Origin of the sequence: Dyella sp. ASV21, from assembly GCF_016428975.1 — a bacterium.
Lineage (GTDB): Bacteria > Pseudomonadota > Gammaproteobacteria > Xanthomonadales > Rhodanobacteraceae > Dyella.
Map to the genome: position 1 here is coordinate 52,501 of NZ_JAELTT010000011.1, position 25,981 is coordinate 78,481.

Below are 25,981 nucleotides of genomic sequence, written 5' to 3' on the forward strand. Positions count from 1 at the left end.
TGACGCCGAACCGATCCGCTGGCACCGCGAGCGCTGGATGCTGGCCGGCACCGCCCTGTTGATCACCGCCGTTTCCGGCTTTCTGATTCCCGCCTGGGCCAGCGCGATGCGCCCGGACACCATCTCTACCGCGCATGCCGTGCTGCCGTTGGCGCTGCCCAAGGCCGCGCCGGAGGTCACTCACGCCCCCACGGTCGAGGACTGGCACATCGTGCAGGTACAACCCGGCCAGACGTTGTCGGATATTTTCCAGGGCCAGGGGCTCAGCCTCACCGATCTGCAGAACGTGGTGACCCAGGCCGGCGACAGCAAGGCGCTGCACAATATTCGACCGGGCCAGGAGTTCGATTTCCTGCTCGACAGCGATGGCAGCCTCAAGGGCATCCGTTTCGACAAGGACGAAGCCAGCCGCGCCATCATGCGCTTCGACGGCGATAAGGCCACGGTAACGGCGCAATCGCGTGAAGTGGAGCACCGCGAGCATGTGGCGCACGGCGTGATCGACAGTTCGCTGTTTGCCGCGGGCTCCAAGGCCGGCATGAGCAACCAGATGGTGCTCAAGCTCGCCGAGCTCTTCAAATACGACATCGACTTTGTGCAGGACCTGCGCGAAGGCGATAGCTTCACCGTTATCTATGACGATGTGTACCGCGATGGCGCCTACCTGCATGAGGGCGACATCGTGGCGGCGGAGTTCGTGAACCAGGGCGACCGCTACACGGCCTACCGCTTCAAGAAGGACGACGGCAGCTACGGCTGGTTCAGCGAGGACGGTCGACCGATCCAGAAGTCATTCCTGCGTATTCCGGTGGACTTCACCCGCATCTCTTCCCAGTTCAGCGCCGCGCGCATGCACCCCGTGCTGGGCCTGATGCGTGCACACAAGGGCGTGGACTACGCCGCCCCCACCGGCACGCCGATTCATGCGGCCGGTGATGGCGTGGTCAAGTTCAAGGGCTGGATGAATGGCTACGGCAACTTCGTCATCATCCAGCACAACGGCAGCATCAGCACCGCCTACGGCCATATGTCCAAGTTCGGCACGGAGAAGATCGGCCAGCGCGTGAGCCAGGGCGCCGTGATCGGCTACGTGGGCATGACGGGCTTGGCCACCGGCCCGCATCTGCATTACGAGTTCCGCGTCAACGACGTACAGCGCGACCCGATGTCGGTCACGCTGCCCAAGCCGGAGCCGCTCCCTGGCGCACAGCTGGCGAAGTTCCGCGCGCAGGTCGTGCAGCCGCAGCTGGCGCGCCTTAAGACCCTGGATGCGAACATCAAGCTGGCTCGCGCGAGCAGCCGTGGCCGCACCGACGACTGAGCCCTGCCCTCTCGAGTGAACGACGCAAACGCGCTTTACCTTGGCCTGATCTCCGGCACCAGCGCCGACGGCATCGATGCTGCGCTGGTACGTTTTGAGCACGACGTGCCACAACTGGTTGATGCCCTGGTCCATCCGTGGCCGGACGAGCTGCGCGCACGGATTCTCGCCGTGGCACAGGACGAAACCCGGCTGGACCTGGATGCCTACGGCCGGCTCGATGTCGCCATCGGCCAATGCTTTGCCGAGGCGGCCAACGCGCTGCTGGCCCGTAACGCGGGCGAACGCGCGGCGGTGCGCGCCATCGGCACGCACGGCCAGACGCTGCGCCACCGCCCGGCCGGCGACCATCCCTTTACCCTGCAGGTGGGTGACCCCTCGGTGATCGCCGAGCGCTGCGGCATTGATGTGGTGGCCGATTTCCGCCGCGCCGATGTCGCCGCCGGCGGCCAGGGTGCGCCGCTGCTGCCGGCGGTACACGCCATGCTGCTGTCGCGACCGGGCCGCACACGTGTGGTGCTGAACCTGGGCGGCATCGCCAACATCACCGTATTGGGTGCCGATGGTCGCGTGTCCGGTTTCGATACCGGCCCGGCCAACGGGCTGATGGATGCCTGGTGCCTGCGCCAGCGGGGTACCGCCTTCGATCGCGATGGCGCGTTTGCTGCTTCCGGCCAGGTGGACAAGGCCCTGCTGGACGCCCTGTTGAACGATGCGTACTTTGCGCTGCCACCGCCCAAGAGCACCGGGCGGGAGCACTTTCACCTGGCGTGGCTGGAAGCGCATCCGCGCATGGCGGGGCTGGCGCCGGCCGACGTACAGGCCACCTTGCTGGAGCTTTCCGCGCAAAGCATCGCCGAGGCCATCGTGCGCCACGCACCGGAAGCATCCGAGGTACTCGCCTGCGGCGGCGGCGTGCACAACCGCGCGCTGATGCGGCGGCTGGAGCAGTTGATCGCGCCTCGCGTACTCGGCACCACCGGCGCACACGGCGTCGACCCGGATTACCTGGAGGCCACCGCCTTCGCGTGGCTGGCGCGGCAGCGCCTGCTGGGCCTGCCGGGCAACCTGCCAGCGGTTACCGGCGCGCGCGGACCGCGCGTGCTGGGCGCCCTGTATCCCGCGCCGCGCTAAAGCTCGTCGTCACCCTGGAGCAGATTGCCTGGCGCCAGTTGGGTGGGGGGCGTGCGCGACAGGGCCTGCACCGCCTCCTGGAACACCGCTTTTTCCTTGGCGTCCCATTGGCCACCCAGCGTGGTCAGCTCTCCCGGGTCGAGCATGGTTTCGGCAAACAGGTTGGTCGAGGCCATGCCCAGGCCGTGACGCAGCGCATGCAGCACCACGTCATTGATCGACCACTGCCGCTCTTTGGCCAAAGCCTTGATGCGCTCGGCCATAAGGTTGTCGATATGGCGTATGACGAGGTCCGGCACGGACACTCCCTCCCACGATCACAGCCCCCTGTGAAAGTCATCTTGACACAGCGTGCACGGCGAGAATATCGACCGCTTGGCTGATTCTCAGGGGGAATTCAGTTGTCGGAGGCGGCTTCGGTGTCTGGGCGGTCACGGCCAAATCGTGGCCACAAGGCCACGAAGAGCAGCATGGCCGGAAGCATCGAGATCACGGTGATGGCGAAGTAGCCCCCATAGCCCATGACCGCGACAAGACCGCCCGCAAAGAACCCCAATACCTTACCGGGAAGATTCACCAGCGAGCTCAACAGCGCATATTGCGTGGCCGTGTGCTGTCGATTCACCAACAATGAAAGAAAGGCCACGGTCGGAGGCCCCAGCAAGCCTTCGGCAAAGTTCTGCCCGGAAATCGCCAAGGTCAATATCGCGAGGCTCCCACGCTGCTGCAGCAGCATGAGGTAAAGCAGATTGCTGCAGGCGCCCAACACAATCGCCACGCCCAACGTACGCCAGGCTCCCCAGCGCGCCACGGCCGCACCGCCGACGAACGCACCGGTAATACCTATCCAGACACCATAGATCTTGGTCACTGCGCCGATTTCGGTCTTGCTGAAACCCATGTCGCGCATGAATGGGTTGAAGATGGTACCGATGGACTGTTCAGGCAGCTTGAACAGCAGGATGAACAACAGCGTGAGCCCCGCGATGGGCCAACCGTAGCGACGGAAGAAATCGGCGAATGGATCGATCACGCTCTCGCGCATCGCCATGCGCCAGCTTGGCGGCGTCGACCGGATGACCACCGGCTCGCGCATGAGCAGCGTGGTGACAATCGGCACCACCATGGCGGCCGCCATGGCCACATAAATCCACGACCAGGCAATGTGGTCTGCCAGAATCAGTGCGACCGCACCGGAAAGCAGCAGACCCAACCGATAGCCGAGCGCATAAGTCGCCACCAAGGCACCCTGCGCCGAGGGGGGTGCGATTTCGATGCGATAGGCATCGATGGCGATGTCCTGGGTCGCCCCCATGAACGCCACCAGCAGCGTTGCCAGCACAAAGGGTTTCAGCTCTTGGGGCGTCAACGAAGCCATCAGCAGCAGGCCACAAAGCACGCCGATCTGCGCAAACAGCAGCCAGCCGCGCCGCAATCCCAAGCGCGTGAACAGCGGCAGCCGCCAATGGTCGAGCAGGGGCGCCCATAGAAACTTGAGCGCATAGCTCATGCCCGCACTGGCGATCATCGTGACGCTCTTCAGCGCGATGCCGTTTTCCTTCAGCCACAGTGACAACGTGACGGACACCAGCAGGAAGGGCAGCCCGGAGGAGAACCCCAGCAGACACATCGTCCATGCGGACGGCTCAGTGAACGAGCGCCAGACCGACGGCTTGCGCGTTGCCGGCACGCTCACCTCAGTCGGCATAGTCAACCGTATAGGGCGCGTGGTCAGAGAAGCGTTCGTCGCGATAGATGGAGCAGCGCTTCAGGCGCTCGCCCAGGGACGGCGTAACGATCTGGTAGTCGATACGCCAACCCACGTCGTTGGCGCGGGCGTTGCCGCGATTGGACCACCAAGTGTAGTCCTGGCCGGTGGGATGCAGCGTGCGGTAAGAGTCCACCCAGCCGTGCTTTTCCACCAGGTCGTTGAGCCAGCTGCGTTCTTCGGGGAGGCAGCCGGAATTCTTCTGGTTGGACTTCCAGTTTTTGATGTCCAACTCGCTGCGGACGATGTTCCAGTCGCCGCACAGCACGTAATCGCGCCCGCTCTTCATCCACTCATCGAAGATTGGGGCGATCCAGTCCATTACCTTGAACTTGAACTGCTGGCGTTCGTCGCCCGACGAGCCCGATGGCACATACAGCGACACCACGCTGAGCTTGCCAAAGCGCGCCTCGATGTAGCGGCCTTCGTTGTCGAAAGGGTCCCAGCCAAGGGCGGTGCGCACCTCGTCGGGCTCGCGCTTGGCGTAGATCGCCACGCCGCTGTAACCCTTCTTGCTGGTCGCATCGCGATAAAAGCAATGGTGTCCATCGGGACGGAACATGGCGTCGGTGAGTTGATCCTCCTGCGCCTTGGTCTCCTGCAGGCACACCACGTCAGCCTTCTGCTGGCGCAGCCAGTCGAACACGCCTTTGGTGGCGGCCGAACGAATTCCATTGGCGTTGAGGCTGATGATGCGCATGCGAACTCCCAGGTGATGCGCCATCATACCAACCATGTCAGACACCCCCGATATCCGCGTGTCGCCGGTGCAGCCGGCCTGGCTCAGCGCCCTGTTGGCCTTGCGTGTGGCGGACGAGCAGCGCGCTTTCGTCGGCGCCGTCGCCGATCAGCTGGCCGATATCGCGCACTGCCCCGGCAGCGAAGCCATGGCGATCTTGCGCCACGACGTGCCCATCGGCTTTTACCGCATCGAAACCCGAGCGGACAGCATCGCCGGCCGTGCCTTCGCCCAGCCTACGCTGGGCCTGAGGGCCTTCTTCATCGACCAGCGCTGGCAAGGGCAAGGGCTAGGCCAGCAGGCGCTGGCCGCCCTGTTGAGCGACCTGGCGACACGGCACCCGGTGGCACGCCAGGTGGCGCTCACGGTGAACGTACGCAATGTCGCGGCCATTGCGCTGTATCGCCGCGCAGGCTTCGTCGACACCGGCGAGCTGTACCATGGTGGGCCTGCCGGGCCGCAACACCTGCTGCTGTACGCCCTCCCCGCCTGACTTTAACTTTGTCCAAGAGAGCTTTGCCGTGCACGATTACCAGCGCGATTTCATCGAACTCACCCTGCAGCGCAACGTGCTGCGCTTTGGCGACTTCACGCTCAAGTCCGGCCGCCAGAGTCCGTATTTCTTCAACATGGGCCGCATCGATTCCGGCGCGGCCCTCGCCCAGCTCGGCCGCGCCTACGCAGCGGCGGTAGTGAACTCGGGCCTTGGCGTGGACATGCTGTTTGGCCCCGCCTACAAAGGCATCGCACTGGCCGCCGCCACCGCCATCGCGCTGGCTGACCAGCACCATCGCGACCTGCCGTGGGCGTACAACCGCAAGGAAGCAAAGGATCACGGCGAAGGCGGTGTGCTGGTCGGTGCCCCGTTGACCGGGCGCGTGCTGATCGTGGATGACGTGATGACCGCCGGTACCGCCGTGCGCGAGTCGCTGGCCCTGATCCGTGCGCAGGGCGCCACGCCGGCCGGCGTGCTCATCGCCCTGGACCGTCAGGAGCGCGGCCAGGGCGCGCTGTCGGCCGCACAGGAAGTGACCGCCGAGTTTGGTATTCCGGTGATCGCCATCACCAGCCTGGGCGATGTGCTGGCTTATGCGGGCGAGCGTCCGGAACTGGCCGCCGAACACGCACGCTTGCTGGCGTATCGGCAGCAGTACGGCGTGGATAGCTAAGCCCTCCCAGGGAGGCCTGCGGACTTGGCGATGCCGGTCACACTGGAGACATCCGCGTCGTGGCACCGTCGCGGGTGTCATCCATGCCTCCGGCTATACTCCGCCGACCAGGGGGAAATGCATGCGTAAAACAGTCTTAGCCATCGCGCTGCTCGCCATCGTGGCCAGCGCCCATGTGGAAGCACAGAAAAGCTCCGGCTACCGCTATCGCTGGAAAGATGCGTCCGGCCTGCCGCACTACAGCGACAGCCTGACCTCCGACGCGCTCAAGTACGGGTATGACTTGGTCAACGACAGTGGCATGGTGATCCAGCATGTCGACCGCCAGCTCACGCCGGAAGAGCGCGCCGCGGCAAAAAAGGTCGCCGATCAACAGGCTGCTCAGCAGCGCGCCCTGCAGGATCGCCAGCGCCAGGACAACCAGTTGCTGGCCGCGTACCCCACCGAAGACGCTTACCGCATCGCCTTGCAGCAGAGCCTGGACACCTTCGACCAGCAGATTCACACCACACGCATCAACCTGGCCAGCCAGGAGAAGGCACTGACCGACCTGCTGACCCGCGCTGGCGACATGGAGCGCGCGAAACAGACGGTGCCGAAGTTCCTCAATGACAGCATCGCGCAGCAACGCGACGTGGTGACGCATCAGCGTGCGCTGCTCGATCGGCAGCAGGCCGCCCGCGATGCAGCGGAGAAGAAGAACGTGGTGGATATGCAGCACTACCGGGAGCTGAAGGCCGCGCAGGCCAAGGGCCAGCCAGGCGCCTGACCCTCACCGCACGCCGTTGTTCAAGCAAAGGCCCCGGTCATGCCGGGGCCTTTGTCGTTCAAAACGGCAGCTTCAAGGACGGATCGACCGCCAGCAACTGTTCGCGGAACAGCGCCTGGATACGAGCCAAGGCGGCCGCGTTGTCCGCATCGAAGCGCAGCACCAGGATCGGCGTGGTGTTGGAAGGGCGCACGAGGCCCCAACCATCTGGCCAGTCCGCGCGTACGCCATCGATGGTCGTGAGGGTGGCATCGCCGAAGCTCGCCACCTGACGGAACTTCTCGATGAAGCGGTAGTGCGCGCCCTCGGCCATGTCCACCTTCAGCTCGGGCGTGGAGACGCCCTTGGGACAGGTGGCGAAGATTTCTTCCGGCGTGCGCTCTTCCGGATCGCTGGAGAGAATTTCCATCAGGCGGGCACCGGCATAGATGCCGTCGTCAAAGCCGTACCAACGCTCCTTGAAGAAGAAGTGGCCGCTCATCTCGCCCGCCAGCTCGGCACCGGTCTCGCGCATCTTCGCTTTAATCAGCGAGTGGCCGGTGCGCCACATCAGCGGGCTGCCGCCAGCATCGAGGATCTGACCTTTCAAATGCCCGGTGCACTTCACGTCGTAGATGATGGTGGCGCCCGGCTGGCGCGACAGCACATCACGCGCGAACAGCATCAGGGTGCGATCGGGGAAGATGATCTCGCCGTCCTTGGTCACCACGCCCAGGCGGTCGCCATCGCCATCGAAGGCCACGCCGAGATCGGCGCCGGTCTGCTTCACCGCGAAGATCAGGTCTTCCAGGTTATGCGGGTCGGACGGATCGGGGTGATGGTTGGGGAAGGTACCGTCCACATCGCAATAGAGCGGAATCACCTCGCAGCCGATGCCTTCCAGCACCTGCGGCGCCACCGCGCCAGGAATGCCGTTGCCGCAGTCGACCACCACCTTGAGGCGACGCTCGGCCTGCACATCGGAGGTGATGCGCTCGATATAGTCAGGCACCACGTCCACATGACGCAGATTGCCCTTGCCACCCTGTTCGAGCTGGTTGGAGGCGATGCGCTGGTAAAGATCCTGGATGGCACTTTCGGCCAGCGTTTCACCGCCCACCACGATCTTGAAGCCGTTGTAGTCGGGCGGATTGTGGCTACCGGTCACCGCGACACCGCAGCCGGTATTGAAGCGATAAGCGGCGTAGTACACCACCGGGGTCGGCACCGCGCCGAGATCGATCACATCGATGCCCGCCTCGCGCAGGCCATCGGCCAGTGCACCCGCCAGCTCCGGACCCGACAAGCGGCCATCGCGGCCCACCACGATCTCGGGCAGCCCCTTCTCGCGCATCACGCTGCCGATGGCCTGGCCGAGCAGGCGTGCCACTTCCTTGGTGAGCGACTTACCGACCACGCCGCGCACGTCATAGGCGCGGAAAATCGTGGGATCCACCGCGACCGGTGCTGGCGCGGGGGGCGGGGCGGGCGTGGCAAGGCGGGGAGCCGGCGCGGGCCGGGCCGGCGCAGGCGTGCTATCGATCAGGTCCGGTAAAGAGACGTCCTCAACTTCGCCAACACGCTTGCTGCGCGGATGACCACGCAGCCAGAACAAATAAAGCCCGCCGCCCAGGCACAACAGGCCGAACAAAGCCGTCAGCGGCCACACCTTGGGCAGCACGATGTAGGCCACCGGCTGCGCCGCCACCACATTGAGAGTAGTGCCAGGCACGGGAACACCCGTCATCTCGCTCATCGCCGATAGCGAGCCCTTGGCCAGCAGGCGCATGTCGCCGCGATCATCGCCTTGTCGCAACTCCAGGCGACCGCTGGCGGGATCGATCGACTCAAAACGCTGTTGTACCGGAGCGAAGGGCATGGCCACCCAGGCCCAGGCGCTGGGTCGCGTGACCGGGCCCACCGGCAACACCAGGCTGAGCACGCGTCCACCGTGACCGTCCGGCACGGTCTGTGCGGGCGGCTTGCCGTCGGCAGTCTGCGCTGCCATCAACTGGGCGGCCTTGCCGTAACCGAAGGTGCGGTAATTGGCGTGCAGCACCTCGTCGAGCGTGCCGCTATAGAACTCCACCGCTTGCGCATGCGGGAGCTGCTGACGCACGGTAGCGGCCGACTGCACCGGATCGGCGGCAATCTGCGCCGGATCGACGGCATTCAGCACCTTTTCGACGCCCCCGCGTTGCGTGGCTATTTCCGCCGCCAGCGCGTCCACCGCCTGCTTCTGGGCGGCGTGCACCCGGTCGATGGCGCTACTTTCGTCGGCAATCTGCCAGGTCTGCCACAGGCAGAACACCCCACCGAGCAGCAACAAGGTGCCTGCCGCCAAGGGCAACAGGCTACGCCACTCGATGCTCGTCGCGAGACGTCGCCCGCTCATGCCGTTCTTCGCCATGCCCTGTCCCCACACAGGTTGTGCGGCTGCGCACGCATCCGGGCAGCGTTTACGCCCGGCCGACGCACCTAGTTGACTCCCGTGGAACCGAACCCGCCCTCGCCCCTCTGCGACGGCGCGAACTCCTTCACCAGCTTCAGCCGCGCCTGCGCTACCGGTACCAGCAGCAACTGGGCGATGCGATCGCCTGCCGCGATGGTGTACGGTTGCGTGCCGCGGTTCCAGCACGAAATCATCAGCGGGCCTTGATAGTCCGCATCGATCACGCCCACCAGATTGCCCATCACCAGGCCATGTTTATGACCCAGGCCCGAGCGCGGCACGATCAGCGCGCACCAGCCCGGGTCACCAATATGTATGGCCATGCCGCTGGGCACCAGCACGCTCTCACCCGGCTGCAAGGTAAGCGGCGCCTCGATGGCGGCCCGCAGGTCCATGCCGGCACTGCCAGGCGTGGCCGCCTCCGGCAAGGGAATGCTGTCGCCCAGACGCGGATCGAGGATCTTCAGCTCGACATCGATCATCCACGCACCGTCCGGTAGCGCTCGGCCACCTTGGCGACCAACTGGTGCGCAAGATCGGTCTTGGAAGCGCGCGATAGATCCGCGACGCCATCGGCCCAATAAAGCGTAAGTGCATTGTCGGCAGCCTCGAACCCGAGGCCGCCGCCGACCTGGTTGGCGGCAATCATGTCTAATCCTTTGCGCTGGAGTTTGTCGCGCGCATAACGCTCCACATCATGCGTTTCCGCGGCAAAGCCGACCAGGAAAGGGCGCACGGTTTGCGCGGCGAGGGTGGCGAGAATGTCAGGGTTTTCGCTCAAACGCAGTTCCAGCGGCGCACCGGCCTGCTTCTTGAGCTTGTAGTCGGCCACCTCGGCAGGGCGATAGTCGCCCACCGCCGCCGCCGCAATATAGATGTCAGCCTGCGCGGCGGCATCCACTACCGCATCGCGCATCTGGGCGGCGCTGCGCACGTCCACCCGGCGGCGCACGCCCGGCGGCGTGGATAGGCTCACCGGACCGGCCACCAGCGTGACCTCGGCACCTGCCTGCGCGGCGGCTTCCGCCACTGCAAAGCCCATGCGACCGGAACTGCGATTACCGATGAAGCGCACCGGATCGATGTCTTCATAGGTGGGCCCGGCGCTTACTACCACCTTCAATCCGCGCAGCACCAAGTTGCCGAAGGAGGCCACCATGGCCTCGCGCAATTCCATCGGCTCCAGCATGCGTCCCGAACCGATGTCACCGCAGGCCTGATCGCCCGAGGCCGGCCCCAGCAAGTGCACGCCGCGCTGGCGCAAGGTATCGATGTTGGCCTGCACGGCCGGATGCGCCCACATCTGCTGATTCATGGCCGGCGCCAGGTACACCGGTGCGGCACTCGCCAGGCATACCGTGGTGAGCAGGTCGTTGGCAAAGCCATGGGCCAGGCGTGCGATGAGATCGGCACTGGCCGGCGCAATCAGGATGCGCTCGGCCCAGCGCGCCAGCTCGATATGCCCCATGGCCGCTTCGGCCTCGGCATCCCACAGACTCATCCGCACCGGCTGGCCGGATAGCGCCTGGAAGGTGGTGGCGCTGACGAAATGCGTCGCGCCCTCCGTCATCACCACGCGCACCTCGGCGCCCAGGTCGCGCAGACGGCGGACCAGCTCGCAGGATTTGTAGGCGGCGATGCCGCCGGACACACCCAGCAGGATGCGGCGTTGGGCAAGACTCATGGTGTTTTGGGGCCTGACAACCGGTTGGGCGCGTAGCTTACCGGAATCGCAAGGATGGCTTGGTGACGGCCCACGCCAGCGCGGGCACCCACGCCGGGCACCACTGCGACCCCACTTGCGCGCGGTGTTGGAACGGACGAAGCCGGTCGCCACCCACCGCTGGGCCGGCCGATACGGTTTCGTCAGCCTAGGGGCATGAGCATCCGTGAATGGCCCGAACTCGAACGCCCCCGCGAGAAGCTGCTCGCCCGGGGCTGCTCCGCCCTGTCCGACGCCGAGCTGATCGCCGTGCTGCTGGGCAGCGGCATCCCCGGCAAGGACGCCATCACGCTGGGGCGCGAGCTGCTGACCTCCAGCGGCGGCCTGCACGCCCTGCTCGCCGACCCGGCTCAATATACGCGCTTGCGCGGCATCGGCCCGGCCAAACGCGCCCGCCTTATCGCAGCCCTTGAGTTAGCCCGCCGCTCGCTGGGCGAGCAGTTGAGCGAACGGGCCACCCTGAGCAACCCACGCGACAGCGGCGCCTTTCTGCACGCTCGGCTGCGCCATCTACCTTACGAAGTGTTCGCTTGCCTGTTCCTTGATGCACGGCATCGCGTCATCACTTTCGAAGAACTGTTTCGCGGCTCTATCGACCAGGCCAGCATCCATCCCCGCGAGGTGGTGCGCGCCTGTCTCAAGCACAACGCCGCCGCGGTGATCCTGGCGCATAACCATCCCTCCGGCGTGACCGAACCCAGCCCCGCCGACCGCGACATCACCCACGAACTTCGCAGCGCGCTAAGCCTGGTGGATGTGCGTGTACTCGATCACTTGGTGATCGGCCATGGTGAACCGGTATCGATGGCGGCGTTGGGGATGCTGTAAACAGCCCGAGCCCCAAAAAACAACGGCGCGGGGGGAGGTCCGCGCCGTTTGGCCGTTTTGTGGGGAGAGAAAGAGAAACGGCGGTCTCCCGTCCCGACGGCGGGGAGGTGCCGGGGGAACGAGAGGAAGTGTGGCAGTGCGGCATGACAGCGGCATGACGTGAACGAGGCAGTTCGTGTTGGCGCCCGCCCACGCCGCACCCCTTCCTACTTATGCACATTCGGCCTGCGACGGCACTTTCCGGCCGACTGTTTCGCACGCTGTTACATGTGCCTCCCAATGCATTGATCTATTGGATGTTTTTCCTTTACACGCAAGTTTCACGGCCAAAACGGCGGACCCGCTGCCCGCGCCCTCCGATCTTCCCCACAGAGTTATCCACAGGCTTGTCCCCTGCAACGCAACACGCGGGAAGCCCTTGAAAAGACGGCCCCACGGGCGCCGGTCTGATAGGATTGGGGGTTCCATCGTCGCCCGACCCATACCGTGAAAGAACAGCTGCGCGAACTGCTGCTGCAGGCTATTCGTACCCTGCAGAACGACTCCACCCTGCCCGCCGACCTCGACGTGCCGAACTTCGTGGTCGAGCGCACGCGCAGCCGCGAGCACGGCGACTTCGCCGCCAACGCCGCCATGCTCCTGTCCAAGGCGGCCCGCGCCAAGCCGCGCGAGCTGGCTGACAAGTTGGTCGCCGCGTTGCCCGCCAACGGCCTCGTCGCCAAGGTAGAGATCGCCGGACCGGGCTTCATCAATTTCTTCCTGGCCTCGGGCGCCTACCACGCCGAAGTCGGCCGCATGCTGGGCGAAGGCGCCGGCTACGGCCGCAGCGCCAGCGGCAAGGGTGTAGTGGCAGGTGTCGAATTCGTCTCGGCCAACCCCACCGGCCCGCTGCACGTGGGCCACGGCCGCAACGCGGTGCTGGGCGATTGCCTGGCTCGCCTGCTCGATGCCACCGGCTGGAAGGTCAAGCGCGAGTTCTACTACAACGACGCCGGCGTGCAGATCCACAACCTGGCCATCTCGGTGCAGGCGCGCGCGCGCGGTCTCTCGCCCAACGATGCGGGCTGGCCGGAAGATGGCTATCGCGGCGACTACATCGCCGATGTGGCGCAGGCTTACCTCAACGGCGACAGCGTGGAGGTGGAAGGTCACCTGGTCACCGGCGCCAAGAACGTCGAGGACCTGGAATCCATCCGCCATTTCGCCGTGGCCTATCTGCGTCGCGAGCAGGATCTGGACCTGAAGGCCTTCGGCGTCGGCTTCGACACCTATTATCTTGAATCCTCGCTCTACACCGACGGCAAGGTGGAAGAGACCGTGCGCGAGCTGGTTGCCCACGGCCACACCTACGAGGAAGGCGGCGCGCTGTGGCTGCGCACCACCGATTTCGGTGACGACAAGGACCGCGTGATGCGCAAGTCCGACGGCACCTATACCTATTTCGTGCCAGACGTGGCTTATCACCTGTCCAAGTGGCAGCGCGGCTACGTCAACGCCGTCACCGTGCTGGGCTCCGATCACCACGGCTCGCTGGCTCGCGTAAAGGCCGGCCTGCAGGCGCTGGATACGGGCATTCCCAAGGGTTACCCGAACTACGTGCTGTACCAGATGGTGACGGTGATGCGCGGCGGCGAAGAGGTAAAACTCTCCAAGCGCGCCGGCAGCTACCTCACCCTGCGCGACCTCATCGAGGAAGCCGGCCGCGACGCCACGCGCTACTTCCTGATTGCCCGCAAGGCCGACTCGCAGCTGGTGTTCGACATCGACCTGGCCCGCTCGCAGAGCAACGACAACCCGGTCTACTACATCCAGTACGCCCACGCCCGCGTGTGCCGCGTGCTGGAGGAATTGGCCGAACGTGGCTTGCCGGCCGTGGATACCGCCGCTGGCGTAAACCAGCTGGGCCGCCTGGACAGCGAGCACGAACAAGCCCTGTTCACCGAGCTGTCGCGCTACCCGGAGGTGGTGGAAGCCGCCGCCAGCAATCTGGAACCGCACCTGATCGCCCAGTACCTGCGTGAGCTCGCCGGCGCGCTGCACAGCTACTATCACGAGCACAAGTGGATCGTGGACGACGCCGAACTGCGCAACGCGCGCATCACGCTCGCGCTCGCCACGCGCCAGGTCATTCGCAACGGTTTGGATTTGCTGGGACTCAGTGCCCCGGAGAAGATGTAAATGGCAGCACGCAAGGGCAAGGGTCGGCAGGCCGTCCGCAATAACAGCGGTGGCATGCCGGGTTGGGGTTGGGCGGTTATCGGCATCCTCATCGGCGCGCTGCTGATGTTCGGCATGCGTGGCCATCTGCCGATGGCGCCGCGCGCCACCGACGGCCCGCAACCGAACGCGCAGGCCACCGCACAGCGTGGCAGCGATGCCGGCGCCGCCGCCAATGAGTCCACCTCGGCTACCGATAGCGGCACGCCGGCACCGAAGAAGCCGCAGTACGACTTCTACTCCGTGCTTTCGGAGAAAGAAGTGCGCATCCCCGATGCGGTCATCAGCGCCCAGGCCAAGGCCGAGCAGCAGCAGAAACAGCAGGCCGCGCAGCAAGCGGCACAGGCCGCCGCCCAGCAGCAGGTGCAGCAACAGGCAGCCGCTGCGAAACCGACGCCGGCTCCGGCCGCCGTATCGGAAGCCGTGACGGCCGCACCGGAATCGGCGGTGAAGGCACCGGCACCGGCGGCGGCTACCGGCGGTGGCGGTTACCTGTTGCAGGTGGGTGCGTTCCCGAGTGCTGCCGATGCGGAGACGCTCAAGGCCAAGCTCGCCATGCAAGGTTTCGTAGCCAATGTGGCGCCGGTGAACGTCAACGGCCAGACCTACAACCGCGTGCGCCTGGGTCCGTTCCACTCGGCCACCGAACTGGAATCGGCGAAGCAACGCCTTGCCTCGGCCGGCATCAATGCCATTGCGCTGAAGGAAGGCAAGTAAGCACAACGCTTGCTCGTCATTTGTCCCAACAAAAAGCCCGTGTCGTGAGACACGGGCTTTTTGTTGGATGCCAATAAGGGCTTAGAACTGCCAGCGCATGCCCAGGTTGGCGCTCCAACCCTGTTGACCGGAGTTGCCAGCGCGGCCTTGATAGTCGGCTTGCCCGAACACCGATACCGCGGACGTGAGCGAACCAGTCACACCTGCACCTACCTGCCAGGCTTGTCCCCACGCGCCGGTGGCAAAGCTGTCGCTGATGCCGTAGCTACTCAGGGCTACGCGGCTACGCGTATCGGCGCTGCCCCTGTAATTCAACCGTAGCGACGGCGACCAATGCTGGTTCGTCGACGTCGTAAAGGTCCTGCCCATCATCAGGCCGACGCGCCCCAACCATGCGCCCGTATTTCCCGGGGCCACCTGCAGGTGATCCGCATCGCTGAAGCTATCGCTGCGCAGCGACTGATAGACCACCTGCGCCTGCGGCTCGATGCGAAGGCCATTGGCGAACTGGAACGGATAGCCGCTTTCCAACGCATACGTCCAACCATGCGTCTTCATGCGCGCCATTTCGCTACCGCGATAAGGCGTTTCCACACGCGTGTCGTAATAGCTGCGTGCCACCGTACCGTCCACATAGAAACCTGTCGCATGAACGTAGGTACCAGTGAGCGCACCGGTGCCTGCACGCACGCGCATGGCGCTGGCACCATCGATGGCACGCGGCGCCATGCGGGACGTGCCCGTGCCGGCGTAAAGCCCCAGGCGCCACGTCGCGCTATCGCTATCCTTGCGCAACCAGGTACCACCCAACTGGATGCCACGATCCTTCTGCTCGAAGCCGTAACCCAGATCCGCAAAACGCCGATCGCTGTGGTACTGATAGTTACCGCCAAACGTGCGTGCGAAGAACTCGTCGGCCACGGTAGCTTCGCCGGCATCGTCACCATGCAGCTCACCCAGGCGATCGTGCAAGCTTGCCACGCTGCGCAAGCCATACGACAACAGTGCTGTCGACGCGCTCAGATAGGACGGCACCTGGGGCACCACCGCATGGCGTATGGGTGCAGGTGGCGCGACATCCTCCGGCTCGCGATTTCCGGGCGCAGGTACCGGCGTCGGCTCAGGAGAGTCGGGGTTCTCTTGGTCCGGCGGCAGCACCGGTCCAGGAGGAATAATGGGTCCTTCCGGCAGCAAGGTAACCGGCTGCAGGCGGTAATCCCAATAGCCGTCGCCTCCCGCGACTGCACGGTTTTCCTGGGTACTCGCGCCGGGCTGATAGGCCACCAACTCGTAACGCCATGCCCCTGCCGCTAGATAACCACCCTCAAGAATAAATGACGACGCATTCGCGCCTCCTGCCACCTGCGCCAAGGACACACTGGAGGCCGGGGACGCATTTGCGACCGCACTAACTGCCAGGTGAGCAAACCAAGATACAGGCGTGACAACGAGTGCCGTGGTGCCCTCTGCATTGCCATCGACCAATACCCGATCGCTCCACAATCCATCTGTCGGACCGCCAAGCTGGGCATTGAGCGCGATCACGCCTCCATGGCTAACCAAATCGCCACGAACACGCAGCGTTCGCGGGCTCTCCAACGGGAAAGGCTCTGTGAATACCACATGCCCTCGCAAGTCCAGTCGCGATGGATCAGCTATGTCACCGCCGCTCGAGTACGCAACACCTGAGTCGCCAGTTACCTTCCACACACTACTTGAGTCGATGGTGACGTCACCGAGACCGTGTGCGGCACCCGTCCACTCTGAATTATTGGCGAGACTTATATCGATATGACCCGGATACGCAGAACGCGCATCACCCAACAAGGTGACATTGCCGTCTGCCGTTAGGCTGACCAGCGCAGCGTATGGGCTGATGACGGCTGGCTCTGCAACGTCCCCTTCGTACGTCCGCGTCATCACGACGTTATCGAGAAGTACGCCATTGCCACCAATAATCCTTGCCCCATTGCGTATGTCGAGCCGATTGACACCACCATCAACGTGAATCGCCGCACCGGCTATGGATGTTACGGAACCACCGGACATGCTGAAGGTATTGTTCTCGCTGGATGACGTTAGGTAGGGACCAAACGCAATGCCATAACGGGCACCGACGATATCCGTATCCCTGATCGTGGCATCGCTATTCCTGAGAACAAGGCCATCCGAGCCTTCGCCGCTCGCCTTGATCCAGGAACCCGTCGCGCGGATCGAGGCATTTTCCATACCCACCAAGACGCCAAATGCATGAATGGCGTGCTCGCCATCTCGACTCGTTTTCACCGTGTCGTTATCTAACACCAGACTCTGCCCACCTTGCACAGCCAGCGTGCTCGTATAGTCCGTCGCCCAAGCGGAAGACGGACTCGAGGCCAAGGCCAGCGCGATCACGGGCGATGACACCAACGCCGCGCGGCCATGGCTTTTGGCAAGTTCCGATGCGACCACCCAGGCCGATGTCACTCTGTTCCAGACAAGTCGAAAAACGCGATTCACTTGGCACTCTCCATGTAGTGGTCGCCATGTCCTTGCAGGCCAATCCACGCTGGGTGCAGCGCCGGCGACTGGAAGAACAAGATGCGAACAGGTAAATCGCAAATTGTTGCGGATGGAGGGCTATCGCGAACGACGGAATGCCCGTCAGCAAGCCGATTTACGCCAGGGCCTTCTTCGTCTATTTCTGTAAGTGACGGCTTCGCCTGTCCGAAAAAGACGAAGGCCGCACATAAAAGTGCGGCCTTTGTTTGAAGCAGCGGATATCACCCGGTAAGGATGGATCTGCTGAAGCCGTGGCCATCGCGACAACGGGGAGGCCGGTTCCGCATGACCACGTGAAGTCGCTGGATGACCAGCCATACGGCCGGGGAAAAACGCGCCCTGCTATTGCAGGAGGCATTGGAAATGACTTCTGAAGACCGTCCTTAGCCCTTGCGCTTGAGGCGGATCAAACCCGAGATATCGTCGTCGCCGTAGCCCTGGCTCATCAGTTCGGCGTAGTCGGCCAGCGAGCGTTCGATCACGCTGCGATTGGTGCCGGCGCTTTCGGCGATGCGGCGCACGATGCCAAGGTCCTTATGCAGCAGACCCAACTTGAAGCCCACGCTGAATTCATCGCGCAACATGGTGGCGCCGCGCTTTTCCAGGAACCAGTTACCGGCCGCGCCCGCGCCAAGCGTGGGCAGCAGACGCTCCGGATCCAATCCCAGCGCTTCGGCCAACGCGAGCCCTTCGCACACGCCCTGGGCAATACCCGCCACCAGCACCTGATTCACTGCCTTGGTGGCCTGGCCCGCGCCGACATCGCCGAGGTGGGTGACGCGCAGTGCATAGGCCTCCAGCACGGGGCGCGCGTATTCGAGCACGGCCGCATCGCCGCCTACCATCACGGAGAGCTTGCCGTTCTTGGCACCTTCCACGCCACCGGACACCGGTGCATCGAGGAAGTGCGCACCTGCGGTCTTCAAACGCGCTGCCGCCTGTTTGGCGGTGTCCGGCGCCACGGTGGAGTGGTCTACTACGACGGTGCCGGGTTTGAGATGCGGCAACAACGCATCGACCAAACCAAGCACGTCGGCATCGGCGGTAACGCACAGCGCGATCACGTCGCACTGTGCGGCGATATCCGCCAGCGCTGGCGCGGAGACGCCCAGTTCCCGCGCCACCGCATCGGCGTTGGCCTGAGTGCGGCTGCCCACCGCATGAAGCAGGCCACGGGCCTTGAGATGGCCGGCCATCGGCGTGCCCATGGCGCCGAGTCCGATGAATGCTGCCTTGAGACTCATGAGTTTTCCTGCTGTTTCAGTCTTCACAATGAATGTCGTGGGTGACGAAGGGATGCTCCGCGCTCGGCCGCTCGAACCATTGCGGCTCGGCCAGGGTGCACTGCACGTCGTCCATGCCGCTGTCCCAGTGCTGATGCATGCTGCCCAGACTGAACTCGTAATCCTTGTAATGCCCTTCGTACGGCTTGTTGCGATAAATCAGGTGGAACAGGTTCACCAGCGCGCCACCTGCGTAGATTTCCGCCTGGCGATAGGCCGGCTGCTGGCGTTGATTTTCCGGCACCAGCGCCATCAGCTCCTGCAGCATCCGCTGCTGGCGCTGACGCATGCTCATGTATTCGGTGATCAAGCGCGTACGGCTGGAGTACTGGATGTCTTTGGCCCGCGAAGTGACCTCGGCCAGATCACGCGGTACGTCGCCCCGCGCGCTCCATAAATCCACTTGGAAGATCAGCGAGTCGCGGCAGGTTGAATCCAGCAGCACCTTGTATAGCGGCGTGTTGGAAACCATGCCGCCGTCCCAATAGAACTCGCCGTCGATCTCGGTGGCCGGGAAGCCGGGCGGCAACGAGCCGGAGGCGATGAAGTGCTCCGCACGCAACGTACCTTCGGTATTGTCGAAGTAGACGAAGTTGCCGGTACGGATGTTCACCGCGCCTACCGACACCCGCATGGAGGTCTTGTGGTTGATGCGATCAAAATCGACCAGCCGCTCCAGCGTGCCTTTCAACGGCGAGGTGTCGTACCAGCTTGCCGTGGTGGGCGAGGCCCGCCACGGCAGCAGTGGAAACGGACGCGGAGTGAAAAAGCCCGGCTGCCCTTCGGTCAGCGCGCGCAGCGCCGCCCAGCCACTCAAGCCGTTCTGCCATGGCAGCTCCCAGGCGCCCGGATCGAGCGGGATAGTGGGCCACAGTGGCAGTAGCGGCGGACGGCAGATGGTTTGCCAGAATTCGCGCAGGCGCTCCACCCGGTGCTCGGGCGGATTGCCGGCGATGATCGCCGCGTTCAAGGCACCGATTGAAATGCCGGCCACCCAGTGGGGCCGTATGCCGGCCTCATCCAGGCCCTGGTACACGCCAGCCTGGTAAGCGCCCAACGCACCGCCGCCCTGCAATACCAGGGCGACCGTGCGGTAGTCACGCTTTACCGCCTCGGCCAGTTCCGCCTTGGAGGGAGCACGCTTGGCGACGTCCATGGCGGCTTACTGCATGTACCAGCCGTGGCTGACCACGATGGACTGGCCCGTGAGCGCCGCCGAGGGGAACGTGGCGAGGTAGAGCGCGGTCTGCGCGATGTCCTCCACCGTGGTGAATACGCCGTCCACGGTGTCCTTGAGCATCACGTTCTTGATCACGTCCGCTTCGCTGATGCCCAGCTCCTTGGCCTGTTCGGGAATCTGCTTCTCCACCAGCGGCGTGCGCACAAAGCCCGGGCAGATCACGTGCGAACGTACGTTGTGCGCGGCACCTTCCTTGGCCAGCGTGCGCGCCAGGCCGAGCAGGCCATGCTTGGCGGCTACATAGGCGGACTTGAGCTTGGAGGCTTCGTGGGAATGCACCGAGCCCATGTAGATCACGATGCCGCCGCGATCGTCCTTGTACATATGCTGCAGCGCGGCCTTGGTGGTGAGGAAGCCGCCATCCAGATGAATAGCGAGCATCTTCTTCCAGTCGGCGAAGGCGAACTGATCGATCGGGTTGATGATCTGCACGCCCGCGTTGGAAATGAGAATGTCCAGGTGACCGAAGGCCGCGACTACCTTGTCGGTACCCGCATTCACGGCGTTTTCGTCGGTGACGTCCATCGCGATGCCGATCGCCTTGCCGCCGGCCGCGTTGATCTCGGCGGCGGTCGCGTCGGCCGCCTGCTGATTGATATCGGCGATGGCCACTGCCGCGCCATGCTTGGCGTACAGCTCCGCGATCGCCTTGCCCAGGCCGCTAGCCGCGCCCGTGATGAGTGCCACCTTGCCGTCGAGACTTGCCATAACCACTCCTATCGATGGGGAACGGGGAAAGCAGAAACGGTGTCAGGTTATCGCCTGCGCCGTCGTTGACGACACAGGCTGTCATAGCTTGCGGTGTGGGGCCATGCGACGAATGGACCATTCAACCGCGGCTCCCTGCGCCGTCATTCCTGCGAAAGCGGGCAAGACGGCGAAGATGCACGGCATTCGCGCAGTTAGCGCACACCCTCGGAAAGGTAGGTATATCCCGTCAAACCTTCATTCAAGGTGACAAACAACTGCTCTGCCGCCTCGCCCTGCACGCCCGCCGCCGCGATGCGCTCGCGGTAGCTGCGGCGCAGTGCCTCCAGGTCGTAGCCCACATAGTCGAGCATCAAGTCGGTGGTGTCGCCGCGACGCTTGTGCGCGAATACGTAGGAGTCGCCGTCCACTCGCACGTTCACCGCGTCGGTGTCGCCGAACAGGTTGTGGATATCGCCCAGCGTTTCCTGGTACGCGCCAACCATGAAGATGCCCAGGCGATAGCTCTCTTCGTCCTTCAGCGCATGCAATGGCAGGCTCACGTCCACGCCTTCGGCATCCACGTAGTCGTCGATGCGGCCGTCGGAATCGCAGGTGAGGTCCACGATGACGCCACGGCGTGTGGGCTCCTCGTCCAGGCGGGCGATCGGGGCAATCGGGAAGATCTGATCGATGGCCCAGATATCCGGCACCGACTCGAACACGGAGAAGTTGACGAAGTACTTGTCCACCAACTTTTCGTCCAGCTCGTCCATCGCCTGGCGATGCGAGCGCTCGGCCGGCAGCAGGCGCGTACGCACGGCGTTGGCGATGGCGTAGTACATGTCGTCCAGGCGGGCGCGGTCTTCCAGGTTGAGCTGGCCGAGCGCATACAGCGTCTGGCCTTCAACCAAGTGGTGCTGGGCTTCGTGGAACAGCTCCAGCGCCGGGCGCTTGTCCAGTTCGTGCCAGGTTTCGCGCAAGCGGCGAAGCACCGCCGGCTCGTGCTCGTGGGCCGCGGGAATGTGGCCGTCGGGCACCGGTTCCACCTCGGTCACGTTCACCACCATCACCGCGTGATGCGCGGTCATGGCGCGGCCGGCCTCGGTGATGATGTGCGGGGCGGGCAGGTTTTCCTCCGCCACGGCCTCGGCCAGCGACTGCACGATGGTGGCCGCGTACTGCTCGATGGAGTAGTTGATGGAGTTGTGGCTGCGCGAGCGCGAGCCTTCGTAGTCCACGCCAAGGCCACCGCCCACGTCCACGATGTCCAGCGGCACGCCCATGCGCTTGAGTTCCACGAAGTAACGCGTGGCTTCGCGCATGCCATTGGCGATGTCGCGCACGTTGGAAATCTGCGAACCCATGTGAAAGTGCTGCAGCTTCAGCGTGTGCTTGAGGCCGGCCTGGTCCAGCCGCTCCACCAGGGTCAGTACCTGGCTGGGCGAGAGGCCGAACTTGCCCTTGTCGCCGCCGGTGTTCTGCCACTTGCCCGCGCCGATGGAGGCCAAGCGCACGCGCACACCGAGCAGCGGCTCCACGCCCAGCGCTTCGGCTTCGGTGAACACATGATCGAGCTCGGAGAGCTTCTCGATCACGATGTGCACGCGCAGGCCCAGCTTGCGGCCGATCAGGGCAAGGCGGATGTACTCGCGGTCCTTGTAGCCGTTGCAGATCACGATACTGCCGGGGCGGGCCATGGCCAGCACGGCCATCAGCTCGGGCTTGGAGCCCGCTTCCAGGCCGAAACCGTGTTCACCGGCGGCCACCAGCTCGCCGGCCACGCCGCGCTGCTGGTTCACCTTGATCGGGTAGACGGCGGTGTAGCCGCCCGCGTAGTTCCATTCGCCGATGGCCTTGGCGAAGGCGTCCTGAAGACGCTTCAGGCGATCGGCAAGGATATCGGGGAAGCGCACAAGCAGCGGCAGGCGCAGGCCTTCCGAACGGGCGCGATCCACGATGGCCGGCAGCGACAGCGCCGGGCCGGTGACGCCCTTGGGGCGCATCACGATGTGGCCGGCGTCGTTGACGTCCACGTAGCCATCGCCCCAGTGCGGGACAGCGTACGTATGGCGGGCAGCGTCGATGTTCCAGTGCTTCGACATGGAGGGTTCCTTAAAATGCAGCGGGCGTGACACACCCTGAACATGTCGTCGCAGCGGCGGAGCCTTGACGAAAGCAAAGTCAGCCGGCCGGAAGCCTCGCACGCCGCGGGGCCGGGTTGACCAGGCGGCCTGCGGCGACATCGCGCGGCAGTCCGGACGGCTATTGTAACGGTGTCTTGTGACAATGTGCCCACCGCCGTTCCAGTCGGTTCGGCGGATATCGGCGCCAGTTCGGCTACAATTGGCGTTCTTTGACCCCATCGTTTGTCAGGATCAACCCATGTCGCAGCACCCCACCTGGTTCACCGAAGCCCATCAGGCCTCCGGCTCCTCCATCGGTTATCGCGTGGAGAAGCTGCTGCATGCCGAGAAAACCCCGTTCCAGACCATCGAGATCTACCAGACCACCGACTGGGGCAATCTCATGGTGATCGACGGCTGCGTGATGCTCACCAGCCGCGACAATTTCCTCTATCACGAGATGATGACCCACCCGGCGCTGTTCACCCATGCGCGCGCCAAGCGCGTGGTGATCATCGGCGGCGGCGACTGCGGCACGCTGCGTGAGGTGCTCAAGCACGAGGAAGTGGAACACGCCGTGCAGGTGGAGATCGACGAGCGCGTCACCCGTCTGGCCGAGCAGTATTTCCCGGAACTGTGCGAATCCAACAACGACCCGCGCGCCGAGCTGCTGTTCATCGACGGCATCAAGTACATGGCCGAGGCGGAGCCGGAATCGCTGGACCTCATCATCGTGGACTCGACCGATCCGGTCGGCCCGGCCGAAGGCCTGTTCAACGCCGCCTTCTACGCCAGCTGCTACAAGGCCCTGCGCCACGGCGGCATCCTGGTGCAGCAGTCCGAGTCGCCGCTGGCCCACCTGGAGCTGATCAAGTCCATGCGTTCGGCCATGCGCACCGCCGGCTTCAGCGCGGTGAAGACGCTGCCGTTCCCGCAGCCGTGCTACCCCACCGGCTGGTGGAGCTGCACCATGGTGCGCAAGGGCGGCGACCTGGCCGGTTTCCGCGAGCGCGGCGCGCTGAGCAAGAATTTCCCGACCCGCTACTACAACGCCGATATGCACAAGGCGGCGCTGGCCCAGCCGGAATTCCTGCGCGAAGCACTGGGCGAGTAATTCCCCGCCCTCATGCAAGGCCCGCTGCCGGCAACGGCGGCGGGCTTTGTCGTTTTCAGAACAGGGTCTGGCGGGCCTTGGGCATCAGTACCAGCACCAGCGTGGCAAACGGGCCGAACACCAGCGACAGCAGAAACCACAACAGGCCGCTGCGATTCTTGCCCTGGGCCAACCCCGCATTGATAAGCGCCAGCGTGCCCCAGCCCACGAACCAAGGGGTCGCCCGGCCGTCGGCCAAGATGGAAAGCTCGTTCACTACCTGTCTCCTGTGCTGCGCGGGATGACGATCCACCCCGGGGCGTCGCCAAGCAGCCATGCTAGCAAGCCAGGACGCAATCTCCCGTCGCGCCCGTCCTGTGGATCAGGCGAGCTTAATGCGGGAGCGGTATGCTGGCCGCTTCGATGTCAGAAGGAATTTCCATGCGTGGATGGCGCCTGTTAACGCTCGGTCTGGTTTTCGCAACGCTCGCGGCCCCGGCCGTGGCCGCCAAGCCCCCTGCCAAAACCGCGACGCCACCGGTCGACAAGCCGGCCTCCACACGGAACCAGGCGCTGCTCGCGTTCCAGAAAGATCTGGTGAGCGTGATCGCCCCGCAGGCCGCCCCGCTGCCCCTGCTGGGCGGAGCCCTGCTGGCCCGTCCGCTGAAGGACCTGCCGGAATTCAACAGCTTCCACACCCTGATTTCGCGCGCCTCGCAAGCTGAAGGCGCGGGCCCCGAGATCAATTGGGTGCGCCTGAGCGATTGCGATGCCAAGGCCGACGGCTGCCCCAACGTGGACGCCATGAACGCGCTGGTCAAGCAAGCACCGGACAACGCCGCCGTGTGGCTGCTCAAGCTCGGCCAGGACTTGCGCGACGGCAAGAACGATGCAGCCCGCGAAGACGTCGCCAAGGCCGCTTCAGCCAAGCTGTACGACGATTACACCGGCACCAGCCTCAAGGCGCTGGCCACTACGGTCACCCTGCTGCCGCCGCCGCCGGCGGTCATCAACCCGCTGTCGGCCACCGGGGCCGTCGGGGTACAGGTGATGATGGTCTTCGGCCTGGCCGAGACCCAGCCGCAGCCGGGCCTGCAAGCCACCTCGCGCTTGTGCGAGGAGGGCAGCGGCGACGCCGCGCTCAAGGCCGACTGTCTCAAGCTGGGCAAGGTGCTGGAATGGAGCTCCAGCCCGTTGGCCCGCTCACTTGGCCTGCATCTGCGCGAAGTGCTGGCCGACGACCCGTCCCAGCAGGAGGACGCCCGCCATGCCCGCCGCAACCTCGTGTGGCAGGTGCAGAATTTCGCCCAGTTGTCCGCCCGTGCCCAGGGCGACGCCGCGCTGGCGCAGCACCTGTTGTCGCTGGCCCGCTCGGGCGGCACCGAGATGAGCCTGATGCTCACCGCGCTGCACGACTACAACATCAACGTCGACGCCCCGGCCGACTGGCAGCCGAACAAGGCCAGTTGATCCGCGCTTGCCTCGCTGCCCCAACCATCGTGTAGGCTTGGCCCAAGCTTGGACACAGGGGCAGCGAGATGCTGACGGTACTGGTAGCAAGCAGCAAAGGCGGTTGCGGCAAGAGCACGCTGGTCACCCAGCTGGCTTCGCATTGGGCGCAGGATGGCAAACGCACCGCCATCGTCGATGCGGACCGCCAACAATCGGGCTATCGCTGGGCCGCGCAACGACCGGACAACGTGCCCGGCGTGCTGGCGCTGGAAGGTGGTCGCAGGGCGCTGGACAAGCTCCCCGCCGACACCCAGCGCGTACTGATCGACACCCCCGCCGGTTCGCAGGAACGCGACCTGGAACCCTACCTCGAAAAGGCCGACGTGCTGCTGGTACCGGTGCTGCCGTCAACCTTCGATCTCGATGCCACGTTCGACTTCCTGCAGCACCTTTCGCAGATCAACCGCATCAAGCGCGGCAAGCTGCCGGTGGGCCTGGTGGGCAATCGCCTCAAGCCGTGGACCAACGCCAGCCAGGACGCGATGGCCCGTGTCGCCGAGCAGTCCCCCTTCCCAGTGGTGGCGCAGCTGCGCGATAGCCAGGCCTACGTGCTGTTGACCGCATTGGGCAAGGGAATTTTCGACTACGCATCCGAGAACGTTCGCAGTCACCAGGAGGATTGGAAACACCTCCTGCGCTGGATCAAGCGCCAGCAATGAATCACGCGGCCAACCACGGCCGAT

General features: G+C 64.6%; 23 protein-coding genes (1 of these 23 cut by a window edge). 11 read left to right on the top strand and 12 right to left on the bottom strand.

What is annotated here, in order from left to right; translation table 11 throughout:
• Together JHD67_RS05955 and JHD67_RS05960 are read left to right on the top strand one after the other, a co-directional pair.
• Positions 1-1,321, top strand: the 3' portion of a protein-coding gene (locus tag JHD67_RS05955) for a peptidoglycan DD-metalloendopeptidase family protein (RefSeq protein ID WP_199098291.1). Its footprint begins 119 nt before the window's first position; only the last 1,321 of its 1,440 coding nucleotides appear in the window; the start codon falls outside the window, past its left edge; the stop codon is at positions 1,319-1,321.
• A gap of 15 nt (positions 1,322-1,336) precedes the next feature.
• Positions 1,337-2,455, top strand: a complete 1,119-nt coding sequence (locus JHD67_RS05960) for an anhydro-N-acetylmuramic acid kinase (RefSeq protein WP_199098293.1) — start codon at positions 1,337-1,339, stop codon at positions 2,453-2,455.
• On the opposite strand, the gene JHD67_RS05965 is transcribed toward JHD67_RS05960, so the two are convergent.
• From JHD67_RS05965 to JHD67_RS05975, 3 genes are all read right to left on the bottom strand, one after another.
• Positions 2,452-2,754 carry a hypothetical protein gene (locus JHD67_RS05965; protein WP_199098295.1) on the bottom strand — a complete coding sequence of 101 codons (303 nt, stop codon included), beginning with the start codon at positions 2,752-2,754 and terminating at the stop codon, positions 2,452-2,454. The two genes, JHD67_RS05960 and JHD67_RS05965, sit on opposite strands and share 4 nt — an antisense overlap.
• 98 nt (positions 2,755-2,852) lie before the next feature.
• On the bottom strand, positions 2,853-4,163 hold the full coding sequence (locus tag JHD67_RS05970) for an MFS transporter (RefSeq protein ID WP_233171664.1): 1,311 nt from the start codon (positions 4,161-4,163) through the stop codon (positions 2,853-2,855).
• Positions 4,153-4,923, bottom strand: coding sequence for an exodeoxyribonuclease III (locus JHD67_RS05975; protein ID WP_199098297.1), 771 nt, complete (start codon positions 4,921-4,923; stop codon positions 4,153-4,155). Before JHD67_RS05975 ends, JHD67_RS05970 begins: the two co-directional genes overlap by 11 nt.
• 34 nt (positions 4,924-4,957) lie before the next feature.
• On the opposite strand from JHD67_RS05975, the gene JHD67_RS05980 reads away from it, so the two are divergent.
• The 3 genes from JHD67_RS05980 to JHD67_RS05990 all read left to right on the top strand — a co-directional run bounded on the left by JHD67_RS05980 (position 4,958) and on the right by JHD67_RS05990 (position 6,900).
• On the top strand, positions 4,958-5,455 hold the full coding sequence (locus JHD67_RS05980; RefSeq protein ID WP_199098299.1) for a GNAT family N-acetyltransferase: 498 nt from the start codon (positions 4,958-4,960) through the stop codon (positions 5,453-5,455).
• A 28-nt stretch (positions 5,456-5,483) separates the two neighbouring features.
• Positions 5,484-6,131: an orotate phosphoribosyltransferase gene (pyrE, locus tag JHD67_RS05985; RefSeq protein ID WP_199098358.1), complete on the top strand. Its 648-nt coding sequence runs from the start codon at positions 5,484-5,486 to the stop codon at positions 6,129-6,131.
• A gap of 121 nt (positions 6,132-6,252) precedes the next feature.
• Complete coding sequence (locus JHD67_RS05990) at positions 6,253-6,900, top strand: DUF4124 domain-containing protein (protein WP_199098300.1); 648 nt, start codon at positions 6,253-6,255, stop codon at positions 6,898-6,900.
• Positions 6,901-6,958: 58 nt separating this feature from the next.
• On the opposite strand, the gene JHD67_RS22285 is transcribed toward JHD67_RS05990, so the two are convergent.
• From JHD67_RS22285 to coaBC, 3 genes are all read right to left on the bottom strand, one after another.
• Entirely contained in the window at positions 6,959-9,274 is a 2,316-nt protein-coding gene (locus tag JHD67_RS22285; protein WP_233171666.1) for a phosphomannomutase/phosphoglucomutase, read from the bottom strand.
• 83 nt (positions 9,275-9,357) lie between these two features.
• Positions 9,358-9,813, bottom strand: a complete 456-nt coding sequence (gene dut, locus JHD67_RS06000) for a dUTP diphosphatase (protein ID WP_199098302.1) — start codon at positions 9,811-9,813, stop codon at positions 9,358-9,360.
• The gene (coaBC, locus tag JHD67_RS06005; RefSeq protein ID WP_199098304.1) at positions 9,810-11,015 is read right to left on the bottom strand and encodes a bifunctional phosphopantothenoylcysteine decarboxylase/phosphopantothenate--cysteine ligase CoaBC; all 1,206 of its coding nucleotides are present in this window, start codon (positions 11,013-11,015) and stop codon (positions 9,810-9,812) included. Before coaBC ends, dut begins: the two co-directional genes overlap by 4 nt.
• A 195-nt stretch (positions 11,016-11,210) precedes the next feature.
• Here coaBC and radC point away from each other — a divergent pair, with 195 nt between their 5' ends.
• The 3 genes from radC to JHD67_RS06020 all read left to right on the top strand — a co-directional run bounded on the left by radC (position 11,211) and on the right by JHD67_RS06020 (position 14,816).
• The gene (gene radC, locus JHD67_RS06010; RefSeq protein ID WP_199098306.1) at positions 11,211-11,882 is read left to right on the top strand and encodes a DNA repair protein RadC; all 672 of its coding nucleotides are present in this window, start codon (positions 11,211-11,213) and stop codon (positions 11,880-11,882) included.
• A 486-nt stretch (positions 11,883-12,368) separates the two neighbouring features.
• Positions 12,369-14,060, top strand: a complete 1,692-nt coding sequence (gene argS / locus JHD67_RS06015; RefSeq protein ID WP_199098308.1) for an arginine--tRNA ligase — start codon at positions 12,369-12,371, stop codon at positions 14,058-14,060.
• Positions 14,061-14,816 carry an SPOR domain-containing protein gene (locus JHD67_RS06020; protein WP_199098310.1) on the top strand — a complete coding sequence of 252 codons (756 nt, stop codon included), beginning with the start codon at positions 14,061-14,063 and terminating at the stop codon, positions 14,814-14,816.
• A gap of 81 nt (positions 14,817-14,897) precedes the next feature.
• Here the strand turns inward: JHD67_RS06020 and JHD67_RS06025 are convergent, their stop codons facing one another.
• The 5 genes from JHD67_RS06025 to speA all read right to left on the bottom strand — a co-directional run bounded on the left by JHD67_RS06025 (position 14,898) and on the right by speA (position 22,672).
• Positions 14,898-17,102: an autotransporter outer membrane beta-barrel domain-containing protein gene (locus JHD67_RS06025; protein WP_343214318.1), complete on the bottom strand. Its 2,205-nt coding sequence runs from the start codon at positions 17,100-17,102 to the stop codon at positions 14,898-14,900.
• Between the two features lie 638 nt (positions 17,103-17,740).
• On the bottom strand, positions 17,741-18,601 hold the full coding sequence (locus JHD67_RS06030; protein ID WP_199098315.1) for an NAD(P)-dependent oxidoreductase: 861 nt from the start codon (positions 18,599-18,601) through the stop codon (positions 17,741-17,743).
• Between the two features lie 16 nt (positions 18,602-18,617).
• A complete protein-coding gene (locus JHD67_RS06035) occupies positions 18,618-19,796 on the bottom strand; it encodes a patatin-like phospholipase family protein (RefSeq protein ID WP_199098317.1) in 1,179 nt (392 codons plus the stop codon).
• Between the two features lie 6 nt (positions 19,797-19,802).
• Positions 19,803-20,588, bottom strand: a complete 786-nt coding sequence (locus tag JHD67_RS06040) for a 3-hydroxybutyrate dehydrogenase (protein ID WP_199098319.1) — start codon at positions 20,586-20,588, stop codon at positions 19,803-19,805.
• Between the two features lie 194 nt (positions 20,589-20,782).
• On the bottom strand, positions 20,783-22,672 hold the full coding sequence (speA, locus tag JHD67_RS06045; RefSeq protein WP_199098321.1) for a biosynthetic arginine decarboxylase: 1,890 nt from the start codon (positions 22,670-22,672) through the stop codon (positions 20,783-20,785).
• Positions 22,673-22,952: 280 nt separating this feature from the next.
• Here speA and speE point away from each other — a divergent pair, with 280 nt between their 5' ends.
• Complete coding sequence (gene speE / locus JHD67_RS06050; RefSeq protein WP_199098323.1) at positions 22,953-23,807, top strand: polyamine aminopropyltransferase; 855 nt, start codon at positions 22,953-22,955, stop codon at positions 23,805-23,807.
• A gap of 55 nt (positions 23,808-23,862) precedes the next feature.
• Here the strand turns inward: speE and JHD67_RS06055 are convergent, their stop codons facing one another.
• Positions 23,863-24,063, bottom strand: coding sequence for an antitermination protein NusB (locus tag JHD67_RS06055; RefSeq protein WP_199098325.1), 201 nt, complete (start codon positions 24,061-24,063; stop codon positions 23,863-23,865).
• A 164-nt stretch (positions 24,064-24,227) separates the two neighbouring features.
• Between JHD67_RS06055 and JHD67_RS06060 the strand changes: the two genes are divergently transcribed.
• Positions 24,228-25,256: a hypothetical protein gene (locus JHD67_RS06060; RefSeq protein WP_199098327.1), complete on the top strand. Its 1,029-nt coding sequence runs from the start codon at positions 24,228-24,230 to the stop codon at positions 25,254-25,256.
• Between the two features lie 68 nt (positions 25,257-25,324).
• Positions 25,325-25,957, top strand: coding sequence for a ParA family protein (locus tag JHD67_RS06065; RefSeq protein WP_199098329.1), 633 nt, complete (start codon positions 25,325-25,327; stop codon positions 25,955-25,957).
• Positions 25,958-25,981: the final 24 nt, after the last annotated feature.

Bases quoted from the DNA above. Each gene is read 5' to 3' on its own strand.
- JHD67_RS05970 (WP_233171664.1), bottom strand. From the start codon at position 4,163: ATGCCGACTGAGGTGAGCGTGCCGGCAACGCGCAAGCCGTCGGTCTGG.
- JHD67_RS05975 (WP_199098297.1), bottom strand. From the start codon at position 4,923: ATGCGCATCATCAGCCTCAACGCCAATGGAATTCGTTCGGCCGCCACC.
- JHD67_RS05980 (WP_199098299.1), top strand. From the start codon at position 4,958: ATGTCAGACACCCCCGATATCCGCGTGTCGCCGGTGCAGCCGGCCTGG.
- JHD67_RS05990 (WP_199098300.1), top strand. From the start codon at position 6,253: ATGCGTAAAACAGTCTTAGCCATCGCGCTGCTCGCCATCGTGGCCAGC.
- JHD67_RS22285 (WP_233171666.1), bottom strand. From the start codon at position 9,274: ATGAGCGGGCGACGTCTCGCGACGAGCATCGAGTGGCGTAGCCTGTTG.
- dut (WP_199098302.1), bottom strand. From the start codon at position 9,813: ATGATCGATGTCGAGCTGAAGATCCTCGATCCGCGTCTGGGCGACAGC.
- coaBC (WP_199098304.1), bottom strand. From the start codon at position 11,015: ATGAGTCTTGCCCAACGCCGCATCCTGCTGGGTGTGTCCGGCGGCATC.
- radC (WP_199098306.1), top strand. From the start codon at position 11,211: ATGAGCATCCGTGAATGGCCCGAACTCGAACGCCCCCGCGAGAAGCTG.
- JHD67_RS06020 (WP_199098310.1), top strand. From the start codon at position 14,061: ATGGCAGCACGCAAGGGCAAGGGTCGGCAGGCCGTCCGCAATAACAGC.
- JHD67_RS06030 (WP_199098315.1), bottom strand. From the start codon at position 18,601: ATGAGTCTCAAGGCAGCATTCATCGGACTCGGCGCCATGGGCACGCCG.
- JHD67_RS06035 (WP_199098317.1), bottom strand. From the start codon at position 19,796: ATGGACGTCGCCAAGCGTGCTCCCTCCAAGGCGGAACTGGCCGAGGCG.
- JHD67_RS06040 (WP_199098319.1), bottom strand. From the start codon at position 20,588: ATGGCAAGTCTCGACGGCAAGGTGGCACTCATCACGGGCGCGGCTAGC.
- speA (WP_199098321.1), bottom strand. From the start codon at position 22,672: ATGTCGAAGCACTGGAACATCGACGCTGCCCGCCATACGTACGCTGTC.
- speE (WP_199098323.1), top strand. From the start codon at position 22,953: ATGTCGCAGCACCCCACCTGGTTCACCGAAGCCCATCAGGCCTCCGGC.
- JHD67_RS06060 (WP_199098327.1), top strand. From the start codon at position 24,228: ATGCGTGGATGGCGCCTGTTAACGCTCGGTCTGGTTTTCGCAACGCTC.
- JHD67_RS06065 (WP_199098329.1), top strand. From the start codon at position 25,325: ATGCTGACGGTACTGGTAGCAAGCAGCAAAGGCGGTTGCGGCAAGAGC.